Annotated in this window: 20 protein-coding genes; 14 read left to right on the top strand and 6 right to left on the bottom strand. The window is 72.7% G+C overall.

What is annotated here, in order from left to right:
* Window positions 1-20: 20 nt before the first annotated feature.
* On the top strand, window positions 21-737 hold the full coding sequence (locus OG422_RS15130; protein WP_405743323.1) for a TrmH family RNA methyltransferase: 717 nt from the start codon (window positions 21-23) through the stop codon (window positions 735-737).
* Window positions 738-875: 138 nt separating this feature from the next.
* Here the strand turns inward: OG422_RS15130 and paaN are convergent, their stop codons facing one another.
* Entirely contained in the window at window positions 876-2,558 is a 1,683-nt protein-coding gene (gene paaN, locus OG422_RS15125; protein ID WP_405743321.1) for a phenylacetic acid degradation protein PaaN, read from the bottom strand.
* Between the two features lie 347 nt (window positions 2,559-2,905).
* Between paaN and OG422_RS15120 the strand changes: the two genes are divergently transcribed.
* Window positions 2,906-3,490: a TetR/AcrR family transcriptional regulator gene (locus OG422_RS15120; protein ID WP_405743320.1), complete on the top strand. Its 585-nt coding sequence runs from the start codon at window positions 2,906-2,908 to the stop codon at window positions 3,488-3,490.
* Window positions 3,491-3,515: 25 nt separating this feature from the next.
* Here OG422_RS15120 and OG422_RS15115 read toward each other — a convergent pair whose 3' ends face one another.
* Window positions 3,516-4,052 (bottom strand): Lrp/AsnC family transcriptional regulator, encoded by a 537-nt coding sequence (locus OG422_RS15115; RefSeq protein ID WP_405743319.1) that lies wholly within the window; start codon window positions 4,050-4,052, stop codon window positions 3,516-3,518.
* 221 nt (window positions 4,053-4,273) lie between these two features.
* Here OG422_RS15115 and pdhA (OG422_RS15110) point away from each other — a divergent pair, with 221 nt between their 5' ends.
* The 9 genes from pdhA (OG422_RS15110) to OG422_RS15070 all read left to right on the top strand — a co-directional run bounded on the left by pdhA (OG422_RS15110) (window position 4,274) and on the right by OG422_RS15070 (window position 15,507).
* Window positions 4,274-5,443 carry a pyruvate dehydrogenase (acetyl-transferring) E1 component subunit alpha gene (gene pdhA, locus OG422_RS15110; protein ID WP_405743318.1) on the top strand — a complete coding sequence of 390 codons (1,170 nt, stop codon included), beginning with the start codon at window positions 4,274-4,276 and terminating at the stop codon, window positions 5,441-5,443.
* On the top strand, window positions 5,440-6,474 hold the full coding sequence (locus OG422_RS15105) for an alpha-ketoacid dehydrogenase subunit beta (protein WP_405743317.1): 1,035 nt from the start codon (window positions 5,440-5,442) through the stop codon (window positions 6,472-6,474). Before pdhA (OG422_RS15110) ends, OG422_RS15105 begins: the two co-directional genes overlap by 4 nt.
* Window positions 6,474-7,874, top strand: coding sequence for a dihydrolipoamide acetyltransferase family protein (locus OG422_RS15100; RefSeq protein WP_143941113.1), 1,401 nt, complete (start codon window positions 6,474-6,476; stop codon window positions 7,872-7,874). Before OG422_RS15105 ends, OG422_RS15100 begins: the two co-directional genes overlap by 1 nt.
* Before the next feature lie 191 nt (window positions 7,875-8,065).
* Window positions 8,066-9,034, top strand: coding sequence for a DUF6457 domain-containing protein (locus tag OG422_RS15095; protein ID WP_405743316.1), 969 nt, complete (start codon window positions 8,066-8,068; stop codon window positions 9,032-9,034).
* A gap of 539 nt (window positions 9,035-9,573) precedes the next feature.
* Window positions 9,574-11,256: a molybdopterin molybdotransferase MoeA gene (locus OG422_RS15090; protein WP_405747802.1), complete on the top strand. Its 1,683-nt coding sequence runs from the start codon at window positions 9,574-9,576 to the stop codon at window positions 11,254-11,256.
* A complete protein-coding gene (locus OG422_RS15085) occupies window positions 11,253-12,395 on the top strand; it encodes a potassium channel family protein (protein ID WP_405743315.1) in 1,143 nt (380 codons plus the stop codon). Before OG422_RS15090 ends, OG422_RS15085 begins: the two co-directional genes overlap by 4 nt.
* 234 nt (window positions 12,396-12,629) lie before the next feature.
* Window positions 12,630-13,607, top strand: a complete 978-nt coding sequence (locus OG422_RS15080; protein WP_143941110.1) for an NAD(P)H-quinone oxidoreductase — start codon at window positions 12,630-12,632, stop codon at window positions 13,605-13,607.
* Window positions 13,608-13,924: 317 nt separating this feature from the next.
* The gene (locus OG422_RS15075; protein ID WP_405743314.1) at window positions 13,925-14,776 is read left to right on the top strand and encodes a hypothetical protein; all 852 of its coding nucleotides are present in this window, start codon (window positions 13,925-13,927) and stop codon (window positions 14,774-14,776) included.
* Window positions 14,777-14,952: 176 nt separating this feature from the next.
* Window positions 14,953-15,507: a bacterial proteasome activator family protein gene (locus tag OG422_RS15070; protein WP_185993921.1), complete on the top strand. Its 555-nt coding sequence runs from the start codon at window positions 14,953-14,955 to the stop codon at window positions 15,505-15,507.
* Between the two features lie 85 nt (window positions 15,508-15,592).
* Here OG422_RS15070 and OG422_RS15065 read toward each other — a convergent pair whose 3' ends face one another.
* Window positions 15,593-17,260 carry a protein kinase domain-containing protein gene (locus OG422_RS15065; RefSeq protein ID WP_405743313.1) on the bottom strand — a complete coding sequence of 556 codons (1,668 nt, stop codon included), beginning with the start codon at window positions 17,258-17,260 and terminating at the stop codon, window positions 15,593-15,595.
* 330 nt (window positions 17,261-17,590) lie between these two features.
* Between OG422_RS15065 and OG422_RS15060 the strand changes: the two genes are divergently transcribed.
* Window positions 17,591-19,219, top strand: coding sequence for a protein kinase domain-containing protein (locus tag OG422_RS15060; RefSeq protein ID WP_405743312.1), 1,629 nt, complete (start codon window positions 17,591-17,593; stop codon window positions 19,217-19,219).
* A gap of 73 nt (window positions 19,220-19,292) precedes the next feature.
* On the opposite strand, the gene OG422_RS15055 is transcribed toward OG422_RS15060, so the two are convergent.
* The 3 genes from OG422_RS15055 to OG422_RS15045 all read right to left on the bottom strand — a co-directional run bounded on the left by OG422_RS15055 (window position 19,293) and on the right by OG422_RS15045 (window position 21,529).
* On the bottom strand, window positions 19,293-20,333 hold the full coding sequence (locus tag OG422_RS15055; RefSeq protein ID WP_143942298.1) for a phosphotransferase: 1,041 nt from the start codon (window positions 20,331-20,333) through the stop codon (window positions 19,293-19,295).
* Window positions 20,334-20,348: 15 nt separating this feature from the next.
* Window positions 20,349-20,774 carry a pyridoxamine 5'-phosphate oxidase family protein gene (locus OG422_RS15050; protein WP_143942299.1) on the bottom strand — a complete coding sequence of 142 codons (426 nt, stop codon included), beginning with the start codon at window positions 20,772-20,774 and terminating at the stop codon, window positions 20,349-20,351.
* Window positions 20,775-20,872: 98 nt separating this feature from the next.
* Window positions 20,873-21,529 (bottom strand): response regulator, encoded by a 657-nt coding sequence (locus OG422_RS15045; RefSeq protein ID WP_405743311.1) that lies wholly within the window; start codon window positions 21,527-21,529, stop codon window positions 20,873-20,875.
* A gap of 328 nt (window positions 21,530-21,857) precedes the next feature.
* Here OG422_RS15045 and pdhA (OG422_RS15040) point away from each other — a divergent pair, with 328 nt between their 5' ends.
* Together pdhA (OG422_RS15040) and OG422_RS15035 are read left to right on the top strand one after the other, a co-directional pair.
* Entirely contained in the window at window positions 21,858-23,048 is a 1,191-nt protein-coding gene (pdhA, locus tag OG422_RS15040) for a pyruvate dehydrogenase (acetyl-transferring) E1 component subunit alpha (protein WP_405743309.1), read from the top strand.
* Between the two features lie 2 nt (window positions 23,049-23,050).
* Complete coding sequence (locus OG422_RS15035) at window positions 23,051-24,034, top strand: alpha-ketoacid dehydrogenase subunit beta (RefSeq protein ID WP_143942302.1); 984 nt, start codon at window positions 23,051-23,053, stop codon at window positions 24,032-24,034.
* Window positions 24,035-24,053 lie beyond the last annotated feature (19 nt).

Here is a 24,053-nt window from a genome sequence, read left to right as displayed (position 1 = left end):
CGGGGTTCTACGCTCGTGGGGTGAGCAGCGAGAGAACCACCCCGGCCGAGCAGGGCCCCGGGGCCGTGGCGGAGCCGTCCGCCGCGGCCGAACCGCTCCAGTACGACGAGGGCTACGGCCCGAAGGTCGGCGTCGGGCCGCACCCGGAGCCGTGGCCGGAGGGCGGCCGGTACGACCCGGAACTGCTCGCCGGGGGCGACCGGCGCAATGTCGTCGACCACTACCGCTACTGGACGCGGGAGGCGATCGTCGCGGACCTCGACACCCGGCGCCATGACTTCCATGTCGCCGTCGAGAACTGGGGCCACGACTTCAACATCGGCTCCGTGGTGCGGACCGCCAACGCCTTTCTGGCCAAGGAGGTCCACATCGTCGGGCAGCGGCGCTGGAACCGCCGCGGTGCGATGGTGACCGACCGCTACCAGCACGTCCGTCACCACCCGGGCACCGAGGAGCTGACCGCCTGGGCCGCCGCTGAGGGGCTGCCGATCATCGGGATCGACAACCTTCCCGGAGCCGTGCCTCTGGAGACCACCACGCTGCCGCGCCGCTGCGTCCTGCTCTTCGGCCAGGAGGGCCCGGGGCTGACGGAGGAGGCACGGCGTCACGCCTCGGTGGTCTGCTCGATCGCGCAGTTCGGCTCGACGCGGTCGATCAACGCGGGCGCCGCCGCAGCCATCGCCATGCACGCCTGGATCGGCCGCCACGCCGTCATCGAGCCGCCCGCCGCGCCCTGACGGCACCGCGGGCGCCCCGGCCGGAAGCGATCAGCGCCTCCGGCCGGGGCGTCGGGGTGCGGGCCACGGACGGGTGGCCCGGACCGGCGTGACGTTTCACGTGAAACGTCACCGACGGCCCGCCGCGCCCGCCATGTTTCACGCCGGTCGCCGTACCTCCACCGTCCGGAAGCGGTTGGCGACGAACGCGCCGTCGCACAGGGCCGCGTTGGCGGACGGGTTGCCGCCGGAGCCGTGGAAGTCGGAGAACGCCGCGGTCTGGTTCACATAGACCCCACCGGTCAGATTGAGCGACAGCTGGGCGCACTCCTCCAGGCAGACGTCCTGCACCTGCCGCTCCACCTCGGGTGAGGTGGTGTACGCGCCGACCGTCATGGCGCCCTGCTCCCGGACCGTGGTCCGCAGCAGCGCCACCGCGTCGTCCGCCGAGTCGACGGCCACCGCGAACGAGACGGGGCCGAAGCACTCCGTCCGGTAGACCGCTTCCGACTCCGGCTTCGCGCCGTCCAGCTTGATGATCGCCGGGGTGCGTACCGTCGCCCCGGGGAACTCCGGATGCGCCACCGACCGGGAGGCCAGCGCCACTTCGCCCAGCTCGGTCGCGCCGTCGAGACGTGCCTTGACCTGCGGGTTCACCAGCGCCCCGAGCAGGGCGTTGGCACGGGCGTCGTCCCCGAGCAGCCCGCTGATCGCGCCCGCCAGATCCGTGACCACCTCGTCGTACGACTTGGGCCCGGCGTCCGTGGTGATGCCGCCCCGGGGGATCAGGAGGTTCTGCGGGGTGGTGCACATCTGGCCGCTGTAGAGGGACAGGGAGAAGGCGAGGTTGCCGAGCATGCCCTTGTAGTCGTCGGTCGACTCGATGACGACGGTGTTGACCCCGGCCTTTTCGGTGTACACGTGCGCCTGGCGTGCGTTGGTTTCCAGCCAGTCTCCGAAGGCGGTCGAGCCGGTGTAGTCGATGATCCGGACCTCCGGCCGGACGGCCAGCGTCTTGGCCAGGCCCTCGCCGGGGCGGTCCACCGCCAGGCACACCAGGTCGGCGGGGAACCCGGCCTCGCTGAGCACCTCGCGGGCCACGCGCACCGTCAGGGCCAGCGGGAGCACGGCCCGCGGGTGCGGCTTGACCAGCACCGGGTTGCCGGTCGCCAGGGAGGCGAAGAGGCCGGGGTAGCCGTTCCAGGTGGGGAAGGTGTTGCAGCCGATCATCAGGGCCACGCCGCGCGGCACGGCGGTGAACGACTTGGTCAGCTCCAGCGGATCGCGCTTGCCCTGCGGCTTCGACCAGGGCGCCTGCTCGGGGACGCGCGCCTGCTCGGCGTAGGCGTACGCCACCGCCTCCAGGCCGCGGTCCTGGGCGTGCGGCCCACCGGCCTGGAACGCCATCATGAACGCCTGCCCGCTGGTGTGCATCACGGCCTGGGCGAACTCATGGGTGCGGGCGCTGATCCGGGCCAGGATCTCCAGGCAGACGGCCGCCCGTGCCTCGGGGCCCGCGTCCCGCCAGACCGGCAGCGCCGCACGCATCGCGGGCAGCAGCACATCGGGGTCGGGGTGCGGGTACGTGATGCCCAAATCCGGCCCGTACGGGGAGACTTCCTCGCCGACCCAGTCGTCCGTGCCGGGCTGGTCGAGGGCGAAGCGGGTGCCGCGCAGCGCCTCGAAGGCGGCGAGGCCGTCCGGCGCCGCGGTCTCGCCGTACGCCTTGGGGTGCTCGGGGTGGGGCGACCAGTAGGCGCGGGTGCGGATCGTCTCCAGCGCCGTATCGAGCGTCGGGCGGTGCTTCTCGATCAACTGCGCGGGGGTCATGTCGGCGGCCATCGAAGACCAACTCCTCGTCGAACCGGGCGGAGGGTGAACAGGAAAGCGGAGTGCAAAGGCTGGGCGGACGGGGTAACGGAGTTAGAGTAACCGAACGATCGGTCGGGGCAAGGGGGTCCGGTGAGCCTGTGGAAAACTCGGCCGGGAAGTGCCGGGCGGTGTAGGGCGCGGGGCGTCCGCCCGTACGGAGAAATTGTCGGGCGGGCGGACGGAGCTCGCGCGTGTGGGGCCGGTCCGGGGCGCCCGGCGGGAATTCCGCGAGACCTCGGCCACCTGCGTGAACGGCCGGTCGGTGCCGTCCGGTTTCCGAGGCGCCGTGCGCGGGCGGTGGAAGGGGTGCTGTAATCATGACCATGGCCAAGCGCGACACCTACACGCCCGATTCGCTGCTCGCGGTCGCCGTCGAGGTGTTCATCGAGCGCGGGTACGACGGCACGTCCATGGAGCACCTCTCCCGGGCGGCGGGCATCTCCAAGTCCTCGATCTACCACCACGTACGCAGCAAGGAAGAGCTGCTGCGGCGGGCGATAAGCCGTGCGCTGGACGGCCTCTTCGGCGTCCTGGAGGAGCCGGGCGCGACCGGTGGCCGGGCGATCGAGCGCCTGGAGTACGTCACCCGCCGCGTGGCCGAGGTGCTGTTGGACGAGCTGCCCTATGTGACGCTGCTGCTGCGGGTGCGGGGCAACACCGACACCGAGCGGTGGGCCATGGAGCGTCGCCGCGAGTTCGATCACCGGGTCGCCGAGCTGCTGATGGAGGCCGCCGCCGACGGTGATCTCCGCCCTGACGTCGATATCCCGCTGGCGACCCGGCTGCTCTTCGGCATGATCAACTCGATCGTCGAGTGGTACCGCCCCGGACGTGGCGCCAGCCGGGACGAGGTCGCCGAAGCCGTCGTCCGTACGGCCTTCGCGGGGCTGCGGACGTCCTGACGGGGGCGGGCCGTGGGGCGTTCGCTCACTGGGGCTGCGGGCCCAGCCCGGTCTCCTCGAAGACCAGCAGGGTGCGGGTGCTCAGCACCTCCGGCATCGCCTGGATGCGGGTCAGCACCAGCTCCCGCAGCTCGCGGTTGTCCCTGGTGTGCACCAGCAGCAGCACATCGAAATCGCCGCTGACCAGCGCGATGTGCGAGGCGCCGGGCAGCGCGGTGAGCTGTTCGCGCACGGTGCGCCAGGAGTTCTGGACGATCTTCAGCGTGATGTAGGCAGATGCGCCCTGACCTGCCCGTTCCTGGTCGACGCGGGCGCTGAAGCCGCGTATCACGCCGTCGTCGATCAGCCGGTTGATGCGCGCGTACGCATTGGCGCGCGAGACATGGACGCGCTCGGCGACCGACCGTATCGAGGCGCGTCCGTCGGTCTGCAGCATGTGCAGGATCGACCGGTCGATGGTGTCCAGCGGGCGGGCCGGAGGCGCCGACGGTGCGGGTGGAGGCGGCGGTCCCGTCGCTCCCGACGGCGCTGCGCCGGGATGGGCCATCTGTTCGTCCGGCATATGGTCCCGCCTCCCCTTCGTGGACGCCCTGCCTTCATCTGAAGCTGCGGAGAACCGTTTGTCCACAGGCTGGGCCCGCCTGTAGCCAAAATGCATCAGCGACCGAACAATCGGTAGGGAAGGGCTGGGTGCCCCGACCCGTTTCATCCTGCCCATCCGTCGCCCGCCCCCATCCCACGAGGCGCTTCGCGCCACCCCTTCGATTCGAGGAGGTGCTCGTCATGACGGTCCTTGAGCAGCCCGGCAGCAGCAGGCGCAAGGGCGGCCTGCCCGGCCCGCCGCCCGCCTGGCACCCCCGCGTCGACCCGGCGCCACTCCTGCCCGACGCGGAACCCCACCGGGTGCTCGGCACGGACGCCGCCCGGCAGCTCGACGCCGCGCTCCTGAAGCGGCTCTACGTCCAGCTCGTCCGCGGCCGCCGGTACAACACCCAGGCCACCGCCCTCACCCGCCAGGGGCGCCTCGCGGTCTACCCGTCGTCCACCGGACAGGAGGCGTGCCAGGTGGCGGCGGCGCTCGCCCTCCAGGAGCGGGACTGGCTCTTCCCCAGCTACCGCGACACCCTCGCCGCCGTCGCCCGTGGCCTGGACCCGGTCGAGGCGCTGACCCTGCTGCGCGGCGACTGGCACACGGGCTACGACCCCCGCGCCTGCCGCATCGCCCCCCTGTGCACCCCGCTCGCCACCCAGCTCCCGCACGCCGTCGGGCTGGCCCACGCCGCCCGCCTCCGGGGCGACGACGTGGTTGCGCTCGCCCTGGTCGGCGACGGCGGCACCAGCGAGGGCGACTTCCACGAGGCGCTGAACTTCGCCGCCGTATGGCAGGCACCGGTCGTCTTCCTGGTGCAGAACAACGGCTTTGCGATCTCCGTCCCGCTCGCCAAACAGACCGCCGCGCCGTCCCTGGCCCACAAGGCTGTCGGGTACGGCATGCCGGGCCGCCTGGTGGACGGCAACGACGCCCCGGCGGTGCACGGCGTGCTCACCGAGGCCGTGCGCCGGGCGCGGGAGGGCGGCGGCCCCACCCTCGTCGAGGCGGTCACCTACCGCGTCGACGCACACACCAACGCCGACGACGCCACCCGCTACCGCACCGCTGACGAGGTCGAGGCGTGGCGGGCGCACGACCCGATAGCCCTGATGGAGCGCGAGCTGACCGCCCGGGGCCTGCTCACCGACGACTTCGCCGCCGCGACACGGGACGGCGCCGAGGAGATGGCGGCCGACCTGCGCGAGCGGATGCACCAGGACCCGGCGCTCGACCCGGACGACCTGTTCACCCACGTCTACGCCGAGCGGACCACCCAACTCCGGCAGCAGTCCGACCAGTTGCGCGCCGAGCTGGCCGCGGAGGCCGCCACCGACGAGCCCGCCCAGGAGGCCCGGCCATGACCCCGACCGCCGCCGCCACCGCGCGCAAGCCCGCCACCATGGCGCAGGCGCTCACCCGCGCGTTGCGCGACGCCCTGGCCGAGGACCCGACCGTCCACGTGATGGGCGAGGACGTCGGCACCCTGGGCGGCGTCTTCCGCGTCACCGACGGACTGGCCGCCGAATTCGGCGACGACCGCTGTACGGACACCCCGCTCGCCGAGGCGGGCATCCTCGGCACCGCGGTCGGCATGGCCATGTACGGCCTGCGGCCGGTCGTCGAGATGCAGTTCGACGCCTTCGCCTACCCGGCGTTCGAGCAGCTGGTGAGCCATGTCGCCAAGATGCGCAACCGCACCCGCGGCGCCCTCCCGATGCCGCTGACGATCCGTATCCCGTACGGCGGCGGCATCGGCGGCGTCGAGCACCACAGTGACGCCTCCGAGGCGTACTACCTGGCGACTCCGGGGCTCCAGGTGGTCACGCCCGCCACGGTCGAGGACGCGTACGGGCTGCTGCGCGCGGCCATCGCCTCCGACGACCCGGTCGTCTTCCTCGAACCGAAGCGCCTCTACTGGTCCAAGGCCGACTGGTCGCCCGAGGCGCCCGGGGAGGTGCCGCCCCTGGGGCGCGCCGCGGTACGCCGCCGGGGCGCGGACGCCACGCTGATCACGTACGGGCCGTCGCTGCCGGTCTGCCTGGAGGCGGCGGAGGCGGCGCGCGCCGAGGGGTGGGATCTGGAGGTTGTCGATCTGCGGTCGCTGATGCCGTTCGACGACGAGACGGTCTGCGCGTCGGTGCGGCGCACCGGGCGGGCGGTCGTCGTCCATGAGTCGAGCGGTTTCGCCGGTCCGGGAGGGGAGATCGCGGCGCGGATCACGGAGCGCTGTTTCCACCATCTGGAGGCGCCGGTCCTGCGGGTGGCAGGATTCGACATTCCCTATCCGCCGCCGATGCTGGAGAGGCATCATCTCCCTGGAGTGGACCGCATTCTCGACACCGTCGCCCGCCTCCAGTGGGAGTCGGACTGGACCGAAGGGAGGGGCGAGTGATGGCTGTGGTCCGTGAATTCACCCTGCCCGACCTGGGGGAGGGCCTCACCGAGGCCACCATCGTGCAGTGGATGGTCGAGATCGGTGAGGTGGTCTCGGTCGATCAGCCGGTCGTCGAGGTCGAGACGGCCAAGGCGATGGTCGAGGTGCCCTGCCCGTACGGCGGTGTGGTCACCGCGCGCTTCGGGGAGGAGGGCACCGATCTCCCGGTCGGGGCGCCGCTGATCACCGTTGCCGTCGGCGCATCCACGTCGGCGGAGGCGCCCGCGGACCTGTCCCCGGACGCCGCTGCGGAGGCAGTGCCCGCGCCGTCGGAGGAGGCCGTTCCGGCGGAGTCCGGTGAGGGCTCGGGGAACGTCCTGGTCGGCTACGGCACGAGCGCCGCGGCGGCGCGTCGGCGGCGCGTCCGGCCTGGTGGCGGCGGTGGCGCCGCCGGGAACGGCGGGGCGGCGGACGGCCCCGGCACCCGGCCGGAGACCGCCGCACCCGAGGAGCCCGGGGCGAGCCGTACGGTGGCGGTCATCTCCCCGCTGGTACGCCGGATGGCCCGGGAACACGGTCTGGATCTGGCCACGCTGCACGGCACCGGGCGGCACGGGCTCATCCTGCGGACGGACGTCGAACGCGCGGTCCGGGAGCGGCAGGCCACGGCCGCCGCGGCCACCGGTCCCGCCACCGGAGTCGTGACGGCCACCGGCCGGTCCCGGGCCGAGGGCGAGCGGATACCGCTGCGGGGGATGCGCGGGGCGGCGGCCGAGAAGTTCACCCGCAGCCGCCGGGAGATCCCGGACGCCACCTGCTGGGTCGACGCCGACGCCACCGAACTCCTCGCCGCCCGGCGGGCGATGAATGCCCCGGGCGCCCCCAAGGTGTCGCTGCTGGCGCTGCTCGCCCGTATCTGCACGGCGGCGCTCGCGCGCTTCCCGGAGCTGAACGCCACGATCGACACCGAGACCCAGGAGATCGTCCGGCTGCCCGAGGTCCATCTGGGCTTCGCCGCGCAGACCGACCGTGGCCTGGTGGTGCCGGTGGTGCGGGACGCCCACACCCGTACGGTCGAGGGCCTGTCCGCGGAGATCGCCCGGCTCACGGACAGCGCACGCTCCGGCGGACTGTCGCTCGCCGACCTGACACGCGGCACCTTCACCCTCAACAACTACGGCGTCTTCGGTGTGGACGGCTCCACCCCGATCATCAACCACCCCGAGGCCGCGATGCTCGGAGTGGGCCGGATAACCCCCAAACCCTGGGTCCACAACGGCGAGTTGGCGGTACGCCAGGTCGTCCAGCTGTCCTTCACCTTCGACCACCGGGTGTGCGACGGCGGGACGTCCGGCGGCTTCCTGCGCTATGTCGCGGACTGCGTGGAGCAGCCGGCGGTGTTGTTGCGGGGGTTGTGAGACCGCGCTCCGGGGCCGGGTGGTGTCATCCGGCTCCGGGGGGCGATGGGGGGCGTGCTCCGGTGCCGGGCGCCGAGGTGGGGATGCCTGGCTCCGGGGTGCTGAGCTGGGTGGGGTGCATCCGGTCGTCGCAGGTGCGGGCTGTGGGCGGTGGGCGGTGTGAGCGTCGTGAACGCGGCGATACTCAGGGGGTGAGCGATACGCGACGTCCGCCCGGGGTCACCGGGGCACGCGAGGCCATCCCCGTCCATGACGCCCTCGTCCTGGCCGGGGGCGTGGCCCGTCGGCTCGGCGGGACGGACAAGCCCGCGCTCTCCGTCGGCGGCCGCTCGCTGCTGGACCGGGTGCTCGCCGCCTGCCCCGACGCGGCGACGACCGTCGTCGTCGGCCCCACGCGCCCGACCGCCCGCACCGTGGTGCATGCCCGGGAGGACCCGCCGGGCGGCGGTCCGCTGGCCGCCCTGGACGCGGGCCTGCGGCACACCACCGCTCCGACGGTGCTGGCCCTCGCCGCCGATCTGCCCTTTCTGACCGCGTCGACGGTGCGTGCGTTGCTGGCGGCGGTGGCCGGTGCGCCCGCCGACGGCGCCGCCCGTGTGGACGGCGCGGTCCTGCGGGACGCCGGGGGCCGCGATCAGCCGCTGGTGGCGGCGTACCGACGCGCCCCGCTGCACCGGGAGTTGACGGCGCTGCGCGCGGCGCACGGCACACTCTCCGGTCTGCCGCTGCGCGCGGTGACGGCCGCCCTGGCGCTGGAGCGCGTCGAGGACGTGACGGCCGCGGCGTCCTTCGACTGCGACACCTGGGAGGACGTCGGCGCGGCCCGCGCCCGGATCAGGGAGCATGGAGGCGTGTTGGACGAATGGATCACCGCAGTCAAGGCCGAACTGGGCATCGAGCTGGATGTCGACACCAAGGCGTTGTTGGACCTCGCCCGTGACGCGGCGCACGGGGTGGCCCGCCCGGCGGCACCGCTGACGACGTTCCTGATCGGGTACGCGGCGGGCCGTCAGGAAGGCGGCGGCGACGTGGCGGAGGCGTCCCGACGGATCGCCGCGCTGGCCGAGCGCTGGGCGGCGGAGAACGCTTCCGGCGATGGGGCTTCCGGCGGTAGCGCCTCCGGCGACGCGGGGCGGCCCGAGCCGAAGTCCGCCCCATGACCGAGGGCGATTTTGATGACGCCTTCGCTGATGCCCTCGCGGTGGCCAACGGCGATCGGGACGCGTGGGCGGAGGAACCCGGCCCGGCCGGGTCGGCAGGCTCCGGTGAAGGCCCGGCTGTGACGGTGGCGTCGGCGGCGGGCGGGGACGAGCCGGTTGCGACCCCGGCTCCGAAGCGGGCCCGGTCCACGGACACTTCCCAGGCTTCGAAGCAGGCCCGGGACACGGACACGTCCCTGACTCCTGGCTCCGACGCGGACGGGTCTCCGAGCCGGAGCCCGGACCCGATCCTGCCGTCGGCCCCGGCCCCGGCCCCGGCCTCGGACCTGGATCTTCTCGCCCGGCTGGTGGGAGAACCCGGTGCGGCGCGGCGGGCTGTGGCGGAGCGGGAGACGGCCGGAGCGCATGGCTCCGGAGATCCCGTTCCGGCGGAGTGCGGGGCCGCGGCTTCCCGTGCGGCCTCCGGGGCGACGACCGCCGCGATCGCCGGTCCTGGCGGCGCCGGTCCCTTGGACTCCTGGGCGGCGGTCCTCGGCCCGATGGCGCTTGGCGCGGTGCACCCCGGCCGGGCGGGGAGCGGTGGTTCCGGTGCGTCCGGTTCCGGGGCGACGGTGCCCAGCGGCTCCGGTACGTCGCCTGACGGCGTGGCACCGGGCGGCGCCGCGTCCTCGGCGGCGGGAAGTGGCCCGGCCTCCAGTGGCGTGGGCTCCGACGCCGGGACACCGGGCTCCGGTCCTGCTCGCGACGCGCGTACCGACCCCGACGACGGCCCCACGGGCCCCGCCGAGCAAGCGCATTCCAGGACCGAGCGGCACGGGCACCTCCGCTCCGGCCCCGCCGGGAACGTGCGCCCCGAGAACGCCGCCAGGGACGCGCGCCCGGAGGACACCACGGACGGCCCCACCCCCTGGCCGCTCGCCCGGAAGCGAGCCGCACGGGCGGCCGGGGGCCCCCGGCCCCCGGAACCCTCCGAGCCGGAGGACGCGCTGGGGCGGACGTTGGCGGAGCCGCTCACCGCGCTGACCGATCTGCCCCCGTTCGACACCTCGGCCATGGATGGCTGGGCCGTCTCCGGTCCCGGCCCCTGGGACCTCGACCGTGCGGCGGGAGGCGACCGCGGGATCCTCGCCGGGCACGCCGCCACGGCGCTGGCGGACGGGCATGCCGTCGCCATCGCCACCGGGGCGCGGGTGCCGGACGGTGCCACCGCGGTGCTGCGCAGTGAGCACGGTGAGGTCCACGACCGGGGTGACGGGCGGGCCCGGCTCGTCGCGCCGCGTGCGGTGCGGCTCGGCCAGGACATCCGCCCCCGCGGCCAGGAATGCGGCCGCGGCGAACCGCTGCTGCCGGCCGGTGTGCCGGTGACGCCCGCCGTTCTCGGGCTGGCCGCGGCCGCCGGGTACGACCGGCTGACGACCTACCCCCGGTCCCGCGTCGAGGTGCTGGTGCTGGGCGATGAACTGCTCCGGCACGGGCTGCCCCGGGAGGGCCGCATCCGGGATGCTCTCGGGCCGATGCTCGGGCCCTGGCTGCGGGCGCTGGGCGCCGACGTCACCGCGCCCCGGCCGCTCGGTGACGACGCCGACGTCCTCCACGCGGCGATCACCGGCTCCACCGCCGATGTCGTCCTCACCACCGGCGGCACCGCGTCGGGCCCCGTCGACCACGTCCACCCGGCCCTGCGCCGCATCGGCGCCGAGGTGCTGGTCGACGGCGTGGCGGTACGTCCGGGGCACCCCATGCTGCTGGCCAGGGTCGCCCCGGACCGGTATCTCGTGGGGCTGCCCGGCAATCCGCTCGCCGCGGTCTCCGGTCTGCTGACCCTGGCCGAGCCGTTGCTGCGGACCCTCGCCGCCCGCCCGCCCGCGGCGTCCTCCCGCACTCCGCTGGGCGCGGCAGTGGATGGGCACCCGCACGACACCCGGCTCGTTCCGGTCGCCTACCGCGACGACCCGCGCCACGGCCGCACCGCGACGCCGCTGCCGTTCCACGGGTCGGCCATGCTGCGCGGTATCGCCGCCGCCGACGCGCTGGCTGTCGTCCCGCCCGGCGGCGCCGACCGCGGGGACCTGGTCGAGGTGCTGGAGCTGCCCTGGCCTGCGGGCAGCGCGGCGCGTGGCCCGGAGGGTGCCGGGCGGCCGTACGGACCCGGTGCGCACCCCGGCGGCGACCGTCCCGTACGCTCCACCTTTTCCGCACCCCCGACCGGAGGCGCCGCGTGAAGCTTCCCTCCTACGACGCCGCGGCGCGTGAGGTCCCCGAGGAGAACTCCCACCGGGTCCTGCTGCCACGCCGGACACCCGTGGAGCCGATACGGCAGGTCGCCAGACGGCTCCTGATGGCGCTGCTCGTTCTCATCGCGACGGTCTTCATCGTCTGGATAGACCGCGACGAGTACCACGACAGTGCCAACGGCACGGTCGACTTCCTCGACTGCGTCTACTACGCCACCGTCACGCTCTCCACCACCGGTTACGGCGACATCGTCCCGTACGGCGACAGCGCACGGCTGCTGAACATCGTGCTGATCACGCCGCTGCGGGTGCTCTTCCTGATCATTCTGGTCGGCACCACACTGGAGGTGCTGACGGAACGCACCCGTGAGCAGTGGCAACTGAAACGCTGGAGAAAAACCTTGCGTGACCACACCGTCGTCGTCGGATTCGGCACCAAGGGCCGGTCCGCCGTCCAGACTCTCTGTGCCACCGGACTGACCCGCGAGCGCATCGTCATCGTCGACCCGAGTCCGAAGGTGATCGACTCCGCCGTCGCCGAGGGGTTCGTGGGCGTGGTCGGCGACGCCACCCGCAGCGATGTGCTCGTCCGTGCGGAGATCCAGCGCGCACTCCAGGTGGTCATCGCCACTCAGCGCGACGACACCGCCGTGCTGGTCACGCTGACCGCACGGCAGTTGAACAAGAAGGCCAACATCGTCGCCGCGGTCCGGGAGGAGGAGAACGCCCCGTTGCTGCGGCAGTCCGGCGCCGACTCCGTGATCACCTCGGCCAGCGCCGCCGGCCGGCTGCTGGGCCTCTCCGTCCACAGCCCCAGCGCCGGAACGGTCATGGAGGACCTCATCCAGCAGGGCAGTGGCCTCGACCTGGTCGAGCGCCCGGTCGTGAAGTCCGAGGTCGGCAAGTCCGTGCGGGAGACCGATGACCTGGTCGTCTCCGTGCTGCGTGGCCATCGGCTCCTCGGATACGACGACCCGGCGGCCAGCCCGCTGCAGGCCGCCGACCGGCTGATCACGATCGTCCGCGCCGCTGTCGCCGAGGAAGGCGACCTGCCGGGCAAGCCCCGCGCGCCCATGCCGCCGCTGCCGGGCTCCGGTGTCTCCTCGATGCGCCGCGCCGACGACTGACCGCGCGCTCTCCGGCCGACCCCGGCCCATGATCCGGCTCGTTTCACGTGAAACGAGCCGTTTCCCGTGAAACGCGGTGGGCCGGAGGGCTCGTCAACTCCCTTACCGCTCGGCCTGTTTCACGTGAAACAGGCCGAGCGGTTCGTCGTGCGGCACTCATTCGGGGGCCGTTCGGGCGTCGGCGGTGCGCGCGCACTGTCGCTGCGGGCATCCCCGGCGAGTAGCCTCGCGGCCATGCGAGCGATCACCATTCCCGAACCCGGTGGCCCCGACGCCCTTGTCTGGGCCGAGGTGCCCGATCCGCAGCCCGCCGAGGGCGAGGTCCTGATCGACGTCGCGGCGAGCGCCGTCAACCGTGCCGATCTGCTGCAGCGCCAGGGCTTCTACGACCCGCCGCCCGGCTCCTCGCCATATCCCGGGCTGGAGTGCGCGGGCCGGATCACGGCTCTCGGCCCGGGGGTGCACGGCTGGGCGGTCGGCGACGAGGTGTGCGCGCTGCTGGCCGGTGGCGGTTACGCGGAGAAGGTGGCGGTCCCGGCCGGTCAGGTGCTGCCGCTGCCGGACGGCCTCGATCTGGTGACGGCCGCCGCGCTGCCCGAGGTCGCCTGCACCGTGTGGTCGAACGTCTTCATGATCGCCCACCTGCGTCCCGGCGAGACGCTGCTGGTGCACGGCGGATCCAGCGGTATCGGCACCATGGCGATCCAACTCGCCAAGGCGGTCGGCGCCCGCGTCGCGGTCACCGCGGGCAGTGCCGAAAAGCTGGCGCGCTGTGCGGAGTTGGGCGCCGATGTGCTCATCGACTACCACCAGCAGGACTTCGTGGCGGAGGTGCGCGAGGCCACCGACGGCAAGGGCGCCGATGTCATCCTCGACATCGTCGGCGCGAAGTACCTGGAGCGGAACGTGAAGGCGCTGGCCGTCAACGGCCGCCTCGCCATCATCGGTATGCAGGGCGGGGTGAAGGCGGAGCTGAACATCGGCGCCCTGCTGGCGAAGCGCGCCGCGATCACCGCTGCGGGACTGCGTGCTCGACCGTTGCAGGAGAAGGCCGCGATCGTGGCGGCGGTACGCGAACACGTCTGGCCGCTGATCGGCAACGGTCAGGTCCGCCCGGTCGTCGACCGCACCCTCCCGATGGCGGATGCTGCCGAGGCCCACCGCGTGGTCGACGCGAGCAGCCACGTCGGCAAGGTCATCCTGACGGTCTGAGGGCTACGGAGACGGGCGGCGGCGAGGCCGGTGCCGAGGCCCTGGCGCGGATGCCGAAGCCGGGCGCCGGGTGGCCAGGTGCCAGGGCGAGCGCCCCGCCCGCCCTCCGGCCGCCACCTGGCCGCCGCCCGCCCTCCGTCCGCTCGTTCTCTGGTCGCCGCTCCCCGCCCCTCGGCTGCGGCCACCCGGCTGCCACCACCCAGCCCGCGCCCTCGCCCCTCACCCTCCCCCGCACAGATCGCCCGAGATGCCGGAATTGTGGCGTCATGTGACGCTGAGTAGGTCACACGGCGGCTCGGCACGGGAGGGGCACATCCGTGGCTCGGTTCCCTACGCGTATCCCCACCGGCCTGCTGGTGGTCACGGTGGCACTGCCCTTCTCCCTGGCGCTCGGCACGGTGATGGCCCATGCGGCCGCACCCGCACCCCTGGGGCAAGGAGCGCTTCGCACGGCCCGGGCTCTCGCGCCCGAGGCATCCGGCATCCGGGACCCGCGGCTCTCCGACCACCGGCACCGTTGGGGCGAGGGCTCCGGCCCGCTCAGCCTCACCGACGCCTTCGGGATCGCCGGTATCGGGAACCCCGTATCGGACTTCGCCGATCTGCCGGGCAGCGACGTGCTGCCCGGCGGGGGGCTCCGGCCGCCCCATCCCGCCGGGAGCACGGTCGGCCCGCCGCGGCCGCACGTACCGCCGCGTAAGCCGCACCGGCCATCCGCCCCAGCACCGCCCGCCCCCGTACCGCCCGCCCACGCGCCGGGCGCCGCCGCCCCACACCCCCCGGTCCCGCACGCCTCTCCTACGGCCGCGCCGCACCGCGCCCCGGGAGACCGCCCGGCCAAGGCCGCCGCCCCGTCCCGCGAGGCCGCACCGTCACACCGCCACACCGCGCACCGGCACCCCGCCGTCCCGCCGCACCGCCCGAAGCGGGTGCCCGCCGCCGTACCGCAGGTGGTCCCGGCGGAGACGCCCGCACCGGGGAACCGGACGGCCCGGGAAATGGACGACCAGCAGGCGCCGGACACCCAGGCCGAACCGCCGGCCAACGACAGCTCGTACCCCTTCGCCGGGACGGGCACCCACGCCGAGCGGGTGCTCCCGATGGGCGCGGGCATGACGCTCACCGGCCTGGGGCTGGCCTTCCTTGCCCTCCGGCTGCGGCGCGGCTGACCCGGCGGCCCGGCCCGTACGCCGTTTCACGTGAAACGTCATCGACGCGGCCCGCCTCCGACCACCGGCCCGCCTCCGAAGGAACCACCGGGCCCAGCAGCCAGCCCGCCCGCGCCCCTGTCGTAGCCCGATGGGGTCACCGCCTCCGGCGTACCCGTGTACGAGAGAATGGCGGTATGGATATGCCGATGAACGAACGGTCGCAGGAGAACCAGCACGTCCTGGTGGTCGGCCCGGACGGCATGGCGCTGGGCAGCGCCGCCTCCGGCGGCGAGGGCGACGGGGAGTCCCGGGAGACGCCGGTGGCGGACATGGTCGAGCAGCCCGCCAAGGTCATGCGGATCGGCAGCATGATCAAGCAGCTGCTGGAAGAGGTGAAGGCCGCGCCGCTCGACGAGGCCAGCCGGGTCCGCCTCAAGGAGATCCACTCCAGCTCGGTGAAGGAGCTGGAGGACGGGCTCGCGCCCGAGCTGGTCGAGGAGCTGGAGCGGCTGTCCCTGCCGTTCACCGACGAGTCGGTGCCCACCGAATCGGAACTCCGTATCGCACAGGCCCAGTTGGTCGGCTGGCTGGAGGGGCTGTTCCACGGCATCCAGACGGCGCTGTTCGCCCAGCAGATGGCCGCCCGCGCCCAGCTGGAGACGATGCGGCGCGCGCTGCCGCCCGGCGCCCCCGCCGAGGAGGGCGATCAGCCCGGCCACGGCGGCGCACGCTCCGGCCCCTACCTCTGAGCGGCGCCGCAGAGGGCCGAGGAACCACGAAGGGCCGGGCACACACTCCGTGTGCCCGGCCCTTGGCGTCTGCGCAGCCGGTGGATCAGTCGCTGCGGCCCGTCGAGACCGTGATCTCCAGCGGCTGACCGCTGTCCGGGTCCCAGGAGCTGAAGCCGCTCGGCTCCTGCTTGGTGACGGTGTTCTTCCCCCAGAGAACCTCGTTCACCTCCTTGACGGTGTACTTCCAGCCCGCCGCGTCCATGCACTCCTTCACCGAGTCCAGGTTCCGGAACAGGAAGGAGGGGACGTAGATCTTGCGCTTCTCGCCGTAAGGGTGCGAGGGGTTGGTGCACAGGCTGGCCTGGACCGTCGCGGACTTGTCCTCGGGCCGGGTGCTGACCTTCGGCGACGTGGGCTCGGGGGCGGAATACGCAGACGTCGACTCGTCACTCGTGGAGCTTTTGCTGTTGCCGTTACCGGCGCTCAGACCGATGGCGATCGCGATGGCGGTCACCACCACCACACCCACGATCGTCGCGACGACGACCACCGGGGTGTTGTTCTTGCGCGGCCGCGGTCCGTTCGCCGGGGGCATCGTCGGTGCCACCGGCGGCGGCGTGAACGGTGCCGGGGCAGGCGCCGGGGTCGGGTACCCGCCCGCGTGGTACGGCGCGGGGCCGGGTGCCGGGGTCGGGAAGGCGTTGTTCACCGGCGGCGGCGTCGACGGGCCGAACCCGGCGGTCTGCGTCGGCTGGTACGGCTGCTGCACATGCGGCGGCGCGGGGGTGTGCGGGGTGCCGGTCGCGGACGGGAAGACCGCGGAGGAGACGGACGAGCCGCTGGTGCGCGCCCGGGGGCCCTCGCTGATGATCAGCGGTGAACCGCCGGACTGCGCGGACCCGGCGATCCGCAGACACTCGTCCCGCATCGCCTCGGCGGTCGGGAACCGCTCATTGGGGTTTTTCTTGAGCGCCCGGGCGACCAGCGCGTCGACCGCCGGGGGCACCGACTGGTTGATGCTCGACGGGAGCGGCGGCTCCTCCTGCACATGCGCGTACGCGATGGCGAGCGGGGAGTCCGCGTCGAACGGCAGCTGCCCGGTGAGCAGCTCGAAGAGCATGATGCCGACGGAGTAGAGGTCGGAGCGGGCGTCCACGCCGCGGCCCAGCGCCTGCTCCGGCGAGAGGTACTGCGGGGTGCCGACGACCATGCCGGTCTGTGTCATCGATGTCACACCGGACTGCATGGCGCGGGCGATGCCGAAGTCCATGACCTTGACGACGTTGCGCTTGGTCAGCATGACGTTGCCCGGCTTGATGTCCCGGTGGACCAGGCCCATCTCATGGCTCACCTCCAGCGCGGCGAGCACATCGGCGGTGATCTTCAGCGCCTTCTGGGTCGGCATCGCGCCATGCTGGGCCATGTCGCCGTCCAGCTCCGAGCGGAGCGGCTGACCGGAGACGTACTCCATGACGATGTACGGCACCGTGGCGCCGTCGAGCTCGTCCTCACCGGAGTCGAAGACCGAGACGATGTTGGTGTGCGCCAGCTTCGCGACGGACTGCGCCTCGCGCCGGAAGCGTTCGCGAAATGCCTGCTCACGGCCGAGTTCGCTGTGCAGGGTCTTGATCGCGACCTCGCGGTCGAGGACGCTGTCGTAGGCGAGGTGGACGGCTGCCATGCCGCCCTCGCCGAGAAGGTCACGAAGCTGGTAACGTCCGCCGCCGACCGAACGGCCCTCGTATGGGCCCTGAGCGCCGTCCTGGCTCATCGTTCCGCTTCCCCCTCGGCGCAGTGCCCGCACGTATGGCGATCAAATCCGGTAATTGTGCAGCCAAGTCTGCCCCAGGGCAGTGACACGTCAAGCTGTGTGCCCGTTCCGTGACGGTTGTGCCCGATGCCACACGGGCGGCCGGATACGGTCCGCCGTTGGTCAACTTGCGACGCGGGGCGGCCGGAAGGTTTGATGGCCGGTCTGCTCGGACCAGCGGGCGTTCCCGAGCCTGTAGCGTGCTCCGGAGGGGCGGTGCGATCAGCGCGTCCGTCCCGCGAGGACCGAGACCTTACCGCTCAGGCGGATCGATTTCGACGGCGAGGACCGATGGCACCGACGCAGGGCCCCCAGGGCCCGTCCGACCCTGACGCCACCGGCTCCCACGCCTCCGATGCACCGGAGATGTGGGGCAACGGCGGACTGGTCGGCGACGGCCGCTACCGCCTCACCCACCGTCTGGGCCGCGGCGGCATGGCGGAGGTGTTCGCCGCCGAGGACGTGCGGCTGGGCCGCACCGTCGCCGTGAAGCTGCTCCGCGCGGACCTCGCCGAGGACCCGGTGTCCAAGGCCCGCTTCACCCGCGAGGCACAGTCCGTCGCCGGGCTGAACCACCACGCCGTCGTCGCCGTGTACGACTCCGGCGAGGACTACGTCGGCGGCAGCACCGTGCCGTACATCGTGATGGAGCTGGTCGAGGGCCGCACCATCCGTGACCTGCTGCTGAATGCCGACGCACCGCCGCCGGACCAGGCGCTGATCATCGTCTCGGGCGTGCTGGAGGCGCTGGCCTACAGCCATCAGCACGGCATCGTGCACCGCGACATCAAGCCTGCGAACGTGATCATCACCCACAGCGGCGCCGTCAAGGTCATGGACTTCGGCATCGCCCGCGCGCTGCACGGCGCCCAGTCGACGATGACCCAGACCGGCATGGTCATGGGCACCCCGCAGTACCTCTCCCCGGAGCAGGCGCTCGGCAAGACCGTCGACACCCGCTCCGACCTCTACGCCACCGGCTGTCTGCTCTACGAACTGCTGGCGCTGCGGCCGCCGTTCACTGGTGAGACGCCGCTGTCGGTGGTCTACCAGCACGTCCAGGACATGCCGGTGCCGCCGTCGCAGGTCGCCGATGTGCCGCCGGAGCTGGACGGCCTCGTCATGCGCTCCCTGGCCAAGGACCCGGACGACCGGTTCCAGACCGCCGAGGAGATGCGCGGTCTGGTCCAGTACTCGCTGCAGATGCTGCACGAGCAGGGCGGCCACACCGGCACCTGGAACACCGGCCCGGTCGCCGCGCACGAGGGCGGTGGCACGCCCGCGATGGGCGTCGCCGCGACCACCGCGATGCCGCACGCGGGCGCCGGGCCGACCGCGGCGAACCCGATCCTGCCGCCCGGTATGCACGCCGACGACGGTGCGTTCGAGGGCGGTCACCGGCCCGCGCGGCGCAGCCGCGGCAAGGTCTGGCTGATCGCCGCGCTCGCGCTGATCGCCATCGCGGTGGGCGTGGCCTTCGCGGTGCAGAACAGCGGCGGCGGCGGCGGTTCCTCGCCCGAGCCCACCAAGCCGCCCACGTCCTCCTCCGCGACCAAGGACGAGCAGACCGAATCGCCCAGCGACGAGCCGACGCACGAGACCACCGAGCCCGGCGGCATCGGCGGCTACACCCCGCCGGCCGAGGACACCGCGCCGCCGTCCCAGGCGCCCACCACGCCGCAGTCCCCGACCGCCCCGACCCGGACCCCGCAGACGACGCCGCCGACCTCGACGACCGGCGGCGGCAACAGCAACGGCGGCGCCGCCAACGGCGGTACGGACACGGGCGGCACGGACACCGGCGGTACCGACACCGGGGGCACCACCACGGGCGGCACGGACACCGGCGGCACGGACACCACCGGCGGCACGGGCACCGGCGGCACGGACGCGGGCACGGCGGCCGGCACCACCCCCTGACCGCACCGGAGGCCCGTACCTCCCCGCGCGGCTGCACGGCCCCGGACGGCGACCGCCCGTCCGGGGCCGTCGTTCATCCCGTGAACGCGTCCCGGACCGCCTGGTACTCGCGGGTCCACCACACCGCCAGCGCGGACGCGGCGGGGAACTGCGGGTCGGTGCGCCGGTCGCCGAGGCGGTAGCGCCAGGTCAGCATCCAGAAGTCGTTCAGCCGCTCCCACCACACCCGGTGGACGGCCGCGGCCAGCTCCCCGGCGTCCGCGCCGCGCGCGCCGCGGTAGGCGCCCGCGTACGCCGCCACCTTCGCCAGGTCCAGCGTGCCGCAGGGCCGGACGAAGAAGATCGCGGCGGCGCGGACCGCCTCCTCGGCGCGCGGCTGGACGCCCAGCCGGTCCCAGTCGACGATCGCGGCGGGCGCGGCGCCCCGGTAGAGGACGTTGAGCGGGTGGAAGTCCCCGTGCACCCAGCCGACGGCCGCGGCGCCGGGGTCGGCGGGGCGGCGGTGGGCGTGACGCTCCAGGAGCGCCCGGCGCTCCCGCAGCCGGTGCTCGGCCAGCTCGTCGAAGCTGGTGCGCGGGCGGGTCACCCGGGCCAGCGCCAGCAGCTCGTCGATGACGTCGAAGGTCTGCGCGGGCTCGGCGCTGGGCTGGGCGTACGGGGCGGGGCCCGGCCGCCGCTGGGCGGGCATGACCCGCTCCAGTGCGGTGTGGACGAGGCCGAGCAGCGCGCCGAGGCGGCGGGACTGGGCGAGGGTGAGCGCGGTGCCGCCGAGGTGTTCGCCGTCGACCCAGGGGTGCAGGGCGTAGCAGCGGCCGTCGAGCACGGTGACGGTGCGGCCGTCGGCGCGGGCGAGGGGCGGGGCGAGCGGCAGGCCGAGCGCGGCGAGTCGGAGGGTGGCGCGGTGCTGGCGGGAGATGGAGCCGCGGTCCCCGTCGAGATGGTGCTTGAGGAAGTATCTGCCGTCGGTGGTGACCAGCGTGTATCCGCGGTTGAGCAGGCCCTCGGCGACCGGCTCGCAGGAGAGCGGCTCCCCGGCGTCGGCGTAGTGGGCGAGTAAGGAGCCGAGCGTGCGGCCGTCAGGGGCCGCCGTCCGGACTACAGATGAGCGCAGCACGCGCCAGATGTTAGATCACTGGCCAGGGGCCCAGGGGGCGGTTCTGAATTCCGGTACATCGGTCAGGTGGTGCAAGGCGATGAATTCCGGCTCAATCCGCAGGAAAACCGGGTCGAACGGAACACCGTCGGCCAGCCGTGGCGTACGGCCGAAACGCTGCCGTTCGGCGTCGGTCGGCTCGGCGAGCCGGGCGGTTCCGGTCAGATGCACCGACCAGGCGTCGGCGGCCCCGCTGTGCAGGTTGTCCGCCTCGTACGCGACGACCGCACCGTCCATGGCGCGGTGGTATCCGTAGCCGCTGTGCAGGCGCACGATCAGCCGGTGGCCGGTGACCAGATGCCGGGAGATCGCGGTGAAGGGCAGCGCACGCAGGCTCGACGACACCCGCCCGTAGGGGGTGCGGTCGAGCAGTTCCGTCGCGCGGGGATCGTCGCAGGGCATGGCTCCCAGCCTGCCGCCGGGCGGGCCGCCGCCGACAGGGGCAGCGGCCCTCAGCTCGCCGGGACGTTGGTCCCGCCGGGCCCGTGCGGCCGGGGCCGTCAGCGGCGTTCGGCCTGGCGCCGGGCGACATACGCGGCGGCCTGGGAGCGGCGCTCCATACCGAGCTTGGACAGCAGGCTGGAGACGTAGTTCTTGATGGTCTTCTCGGCGAGGTGGAGGCGTTCGCCGATGGCGCGGTTGGTCAGGCCCTCGCCGATCAGGTCGAGGATCCGGCGCTCCTGGTCGGTGAGGGAGGCCAGCTTGTCGTCGTCCTTGGTGCCGCCGCCCCGCAGCCGCTCCAGGACCCGCGCGGTGGCCACCGGGTCGAGGAGGGATTTCCCGGCGGCGACATCGCGTACGGCGGCGAGGAGTTCGTTGCCCCGGATGGCCTTGAGGACATAACCGGCCGCACCGGCCATGATCGCGTCGAAAAGGGCCTCGTCGTCCGCGAACGACGTCAGCATCAGGCAGTTGATCTCGTCGTTCTGCGAACGGATCTCGCGGCAGACCTCGACGCCGCTGCCGTCCGGTAGCCGGACATCGAGCACCGCAACGTCCGGTCGGGTGGCCGGGATCCTGACCAGGGCGTCTGCGGCGGTGCCGGCCTCGCCGATGACCTCGATGTCCGGTTCACCTGCCAGCATTTCGTGGACGCCGCGCCGCACCACTTCATGATCATCGAGCAGGAATACCGTGATTTTTCCATCCTCGTGCACGGCCCCAGTCTCACACACCGCCCCTTCCCGTGCTCCAGGTCGCCGATATAACGTGCCGGTGTCCCGGCGGCCTGCAACGCTGTGACCAGGACTTGTTCCCAGCTTTCGCGATTTACTTGGAAATCCAAGCAAAATCGCAGGTCAGCGCCGTTTCCGCTTAGGCTTTGACAATGGGTAACGTGCGATGAGCAGGCCACCTTCCGGGACGCTTTGTTCCACCCGGATCCGGCCGCGTTCGCACCCACCCCGTGCGCCGTATCGGATACCGGGTGAGCCGCAATACGGCCACCGGCGGACCCCGGGGGCCGGACAGACGGAGGAGCAGCACGTGACCGTGGAAGGCACTGCCCAGCGGAAAAACACCCGCAGCGGCAGCAAGCGCACCACCGCCAAAAAGGCGTCACCGGCCAAGAGCAAGGCCACGCGCCCGGCGGAGCAGGACGAGCTCGTACAACTGCTGACCCCCGAGGGGAAGCGGGTCGAGCACCCGGAGTACGCGATCGACCTGTCGCCCGAGGAACTGCGCGGTCTCTACCGCGACATGGTGCTGACGCGGAAGTTCGACGCCGAGGCCACCACGCTGCAGCGCCAGGGCGAATTGGGCCTGTGGGCCTCGCTGCTCGGCCAGGAGGCGGCCCAGATCGGCTCCGGACGGGCCCTGCGCGATGACGACTACGTCTTCCCGACCTACCGCGAGCACGGCGTCGCCTGGTGCCGCGGGGTCGATCCGACGAATCTGCTGGGCATGTTCCGCGGCGTGAATCACGGCGGCTGGGACCCGAACAGCAACAACTTCCACCTCTACACCATCGTCATCGGTTCGCAGACGCTGCACGCGACCGGATACGCGATGGGGGTGCAGAAGGACGGCGCGGATTCCGCGGTGCTCGCCTATTTCGGTGACGGCGCCTCCAGTCAGGGAGATGTCGCCGAGTCGTTCACCTTCTCCGCGGTCTACAACGCCCCGGTGGTCTTCTTCTGCCAGAACAATCAGTGGGCGATTTCCGAGCCGACGGAACGGCAGACCCGCGTTCCGCTCTATCAGCGCGCCCGCGGCTTCGGATTCCCCGGCGTCCGCGTCGACGGCAACGACGTGCTGGCCTGTCTGGCCGTGACCCGGGCGGCGCTGGAGCGGGCACGCACCGGCCAGGGCCCGATGCTGGTCGAGGCGTTCACCTACCGGATGGGCGCGCACACCACTTCCGACGACCCGACGAAGTACCGCTCCGACGAGGAGACCCGCGCCTGGGAGGCGAAGGACCCGATCCTGCGGCTGCGCCGGTATCTGGAGGCAGAGGGGTTCGTCGACGACGCCTACCTCGCCGCCGTCGAGGAGGAGAGCGAGGCGCTGGGCAAGCGGGTGCGGGACGTCGTCCGGGCGATGCCCGACCCCGACACCATGGCGATCTTCGAGAACGTCTATGCGGACGGGCATGCGCTCGTCGACGAGGAGCGCGCGCAGTTCGCCGCGTACCAGGCGTCGTTCGCCGACGCCGATGTTGCCGCGGAGGAGAACTGACCATGGCCGTCCACGAGAAGATCACCATCGCCAAGGCGATCAACGCGTCGCTGCGCGCCTCCATGGAGGCCGACCCCAAGGTCCTCGTGATGGGTGAGGACGTCGGCAAGCTCGGCGGCGTCTTCCGCGTCACCGACGGGCTGCAGAAGGACTTCGGCGAGGACCGGGTGATCGACACCCCGCTCGCCGAGTCCGGCATCGTCGGCACCGCGATCGGCCTGGCGCTGCGCGGCTACCGCCCGGTCGTGGAGATCCAGTTCGACGGGTTCGTCTTCCCCGCCTACGACCAGATCGTCACCCAGCTCGCGAAGATGCACGCCCGGGCGCTGGGCAAGGTCAAGGTGCCCGTCGTCATCCGCATCCCGTACGCGGGCGGCATCGGCGCGGTCGAGCACCACTCGGAGTCCCCGGAGGCGCTGTTCGCGCACGTCGCGGGCCTGAAGTGCGTGACGCCGTCGAACGCCTCGGACGCCTACTGGATGCTCCAGCAGGCCATCGCCGGGGACGACCCGGTCATCTACTTCGAGCCCAAGCGCCGCTACCACGACAAGTCGCGTCTGGACACCGAGGCGATCCCGGACCCGTTGCACACCGCCCGGATCGCCCGCAGCGGCTCGGACCTCACGCTCGCCGCTTACGGCCCGATGGTGAAGGTCTGCCAGGACGTCGCCAATGTCGCGGCGGAGGAGGGCAAGTCGATCGAGGTTGTCGACCTGCGGTCGCTCTCCCCCATCGACTTCGACACCGTCCAGGCGTCGGTCGAGCGGACCGGCCGTCTGGTCCTGGTGCACGAGGCGCCGGTCTTCCTCGGCATGGGCGCCGAGATCGCCGCCCGGATCACCGAGCGCTGTTTCTACCATCTGGAGGCTCCGGTGCTGCGGGTCGGCGGTTTCCACGCGCCGTACCCGCCGTCCCGGCTGGAGGACGAGTACCTGCCCGGCCTGGACCGGGTGCTGGACGCCGTCGACCGCGCGCTGGCGTACTGAGGGGGAGAGGAGAGCCGTG

Origin of the sequence: Streptomyces sp. NBC_01525 (assembly GCF_045040405.1) — a bacterium.
GTDB classification, from domain to species: Bacteria; Actinomycetota; Actinomycetes; order Streptomycetales; family Streptomycetaceae; genus Streptomyces; species Streptomyces benahoarensis.
The sequence above is the reverse complement of the archived record's forward strand: the minus strand, read 5'-3'. Positions and strand labels throughout refer to the sequence as shown.

Bases quoted from the DNA above. Each gene is read 5' to 3' on its own strand.
- OG422_RS15115 (WP_405743319.1), bottom strand. From the start codon at position 4,052: ATGCCGGACGAACAGATGGCCCATCCCGGCGCAGCGCCGTCGGGAGCG.
- OG422_RS15120 (WP_405743320.1), top strand. From the start codon at position 2,906: ATGACCATGGCCAAGCGCGACACCTACACGCCCGATTCGCTGCTCGCG.
- OG422_RS15050 (WP_143942299.1), bottom strand. From the start codon at position 20,774: ATGCCCTGCGACGATCCCCGCGCGACGGAACTGCTCGACCGCACCCCC.
- OG422_RS15105 (WP_405743317.1), top strand. From the start codon at position 5,440: ATGACCCCGACCGCCGCCGCCACCGCGCGCAAGCCCGCCACCATGGCG.
- pdhA (WP_405743318.1), top strand. From the start codon at position 4,274: ATGACGGTCCTTGAGCAGCCCGGCAGCAGCAGGCGCAAGGGCGGCCTG.
- OG422_RS15035 (WP_143942302.1), top strand. From the start codon at position 23,051: ATGGCCGTCCACGAGAAGATCACCATCGCCAAGGCGATCAACGCGTCG.
- OG422_RS15080 (WP_143941110.1), top strand. From the start codon at position 12,630: ATGCGAGCGATCACCATTCCCGAACCCGGTGGCCCCGACGCCCTTGTC.
- paaN (WP_405743321.1), bottom strand. From the start codon at position 2,558: ATGGCCGCCGACATGACCCCCGCGCAGTTGATCGAGAAGCACCGCCCG.
- OG422_RS15060 (WP_405743312.1), top strand. From the start codon at position 17,591: ATGGCACCGACGCAGGGCCCCCAGGGCCCGTCCGACCCTGACGCCACC.
- OG422_RS15090 (WP_405747802.1), top strand. From the start codon at position 9,574: ATGGCGCTTGGCGCGGTGCACCCCGGCCGGGCGGGGAGCGGTGGTTCC.
- OG422_RS15070 (WP_185993921.1), top strand. From the start codon at position 14,953: ATGGATATGCCGATGAACGAACGGTCGCAGGAGAACCAGCACGTCCTG.
- OG422_RS15065 (WP_405743313.1), bottom strand. From the start codon at position 17,260: ATGAGCCAGGACGGCGCTCAGGGCCCATACGAGGGCCGTTCGGTCGGC.
- OG422_RS15100 (WP_143941113.1), top strand. From the start codon at position 6,474: ATGGCTGTGGTCCGTGAATTCACCCTGCCCGACCTGGGGGAGGGCCTC.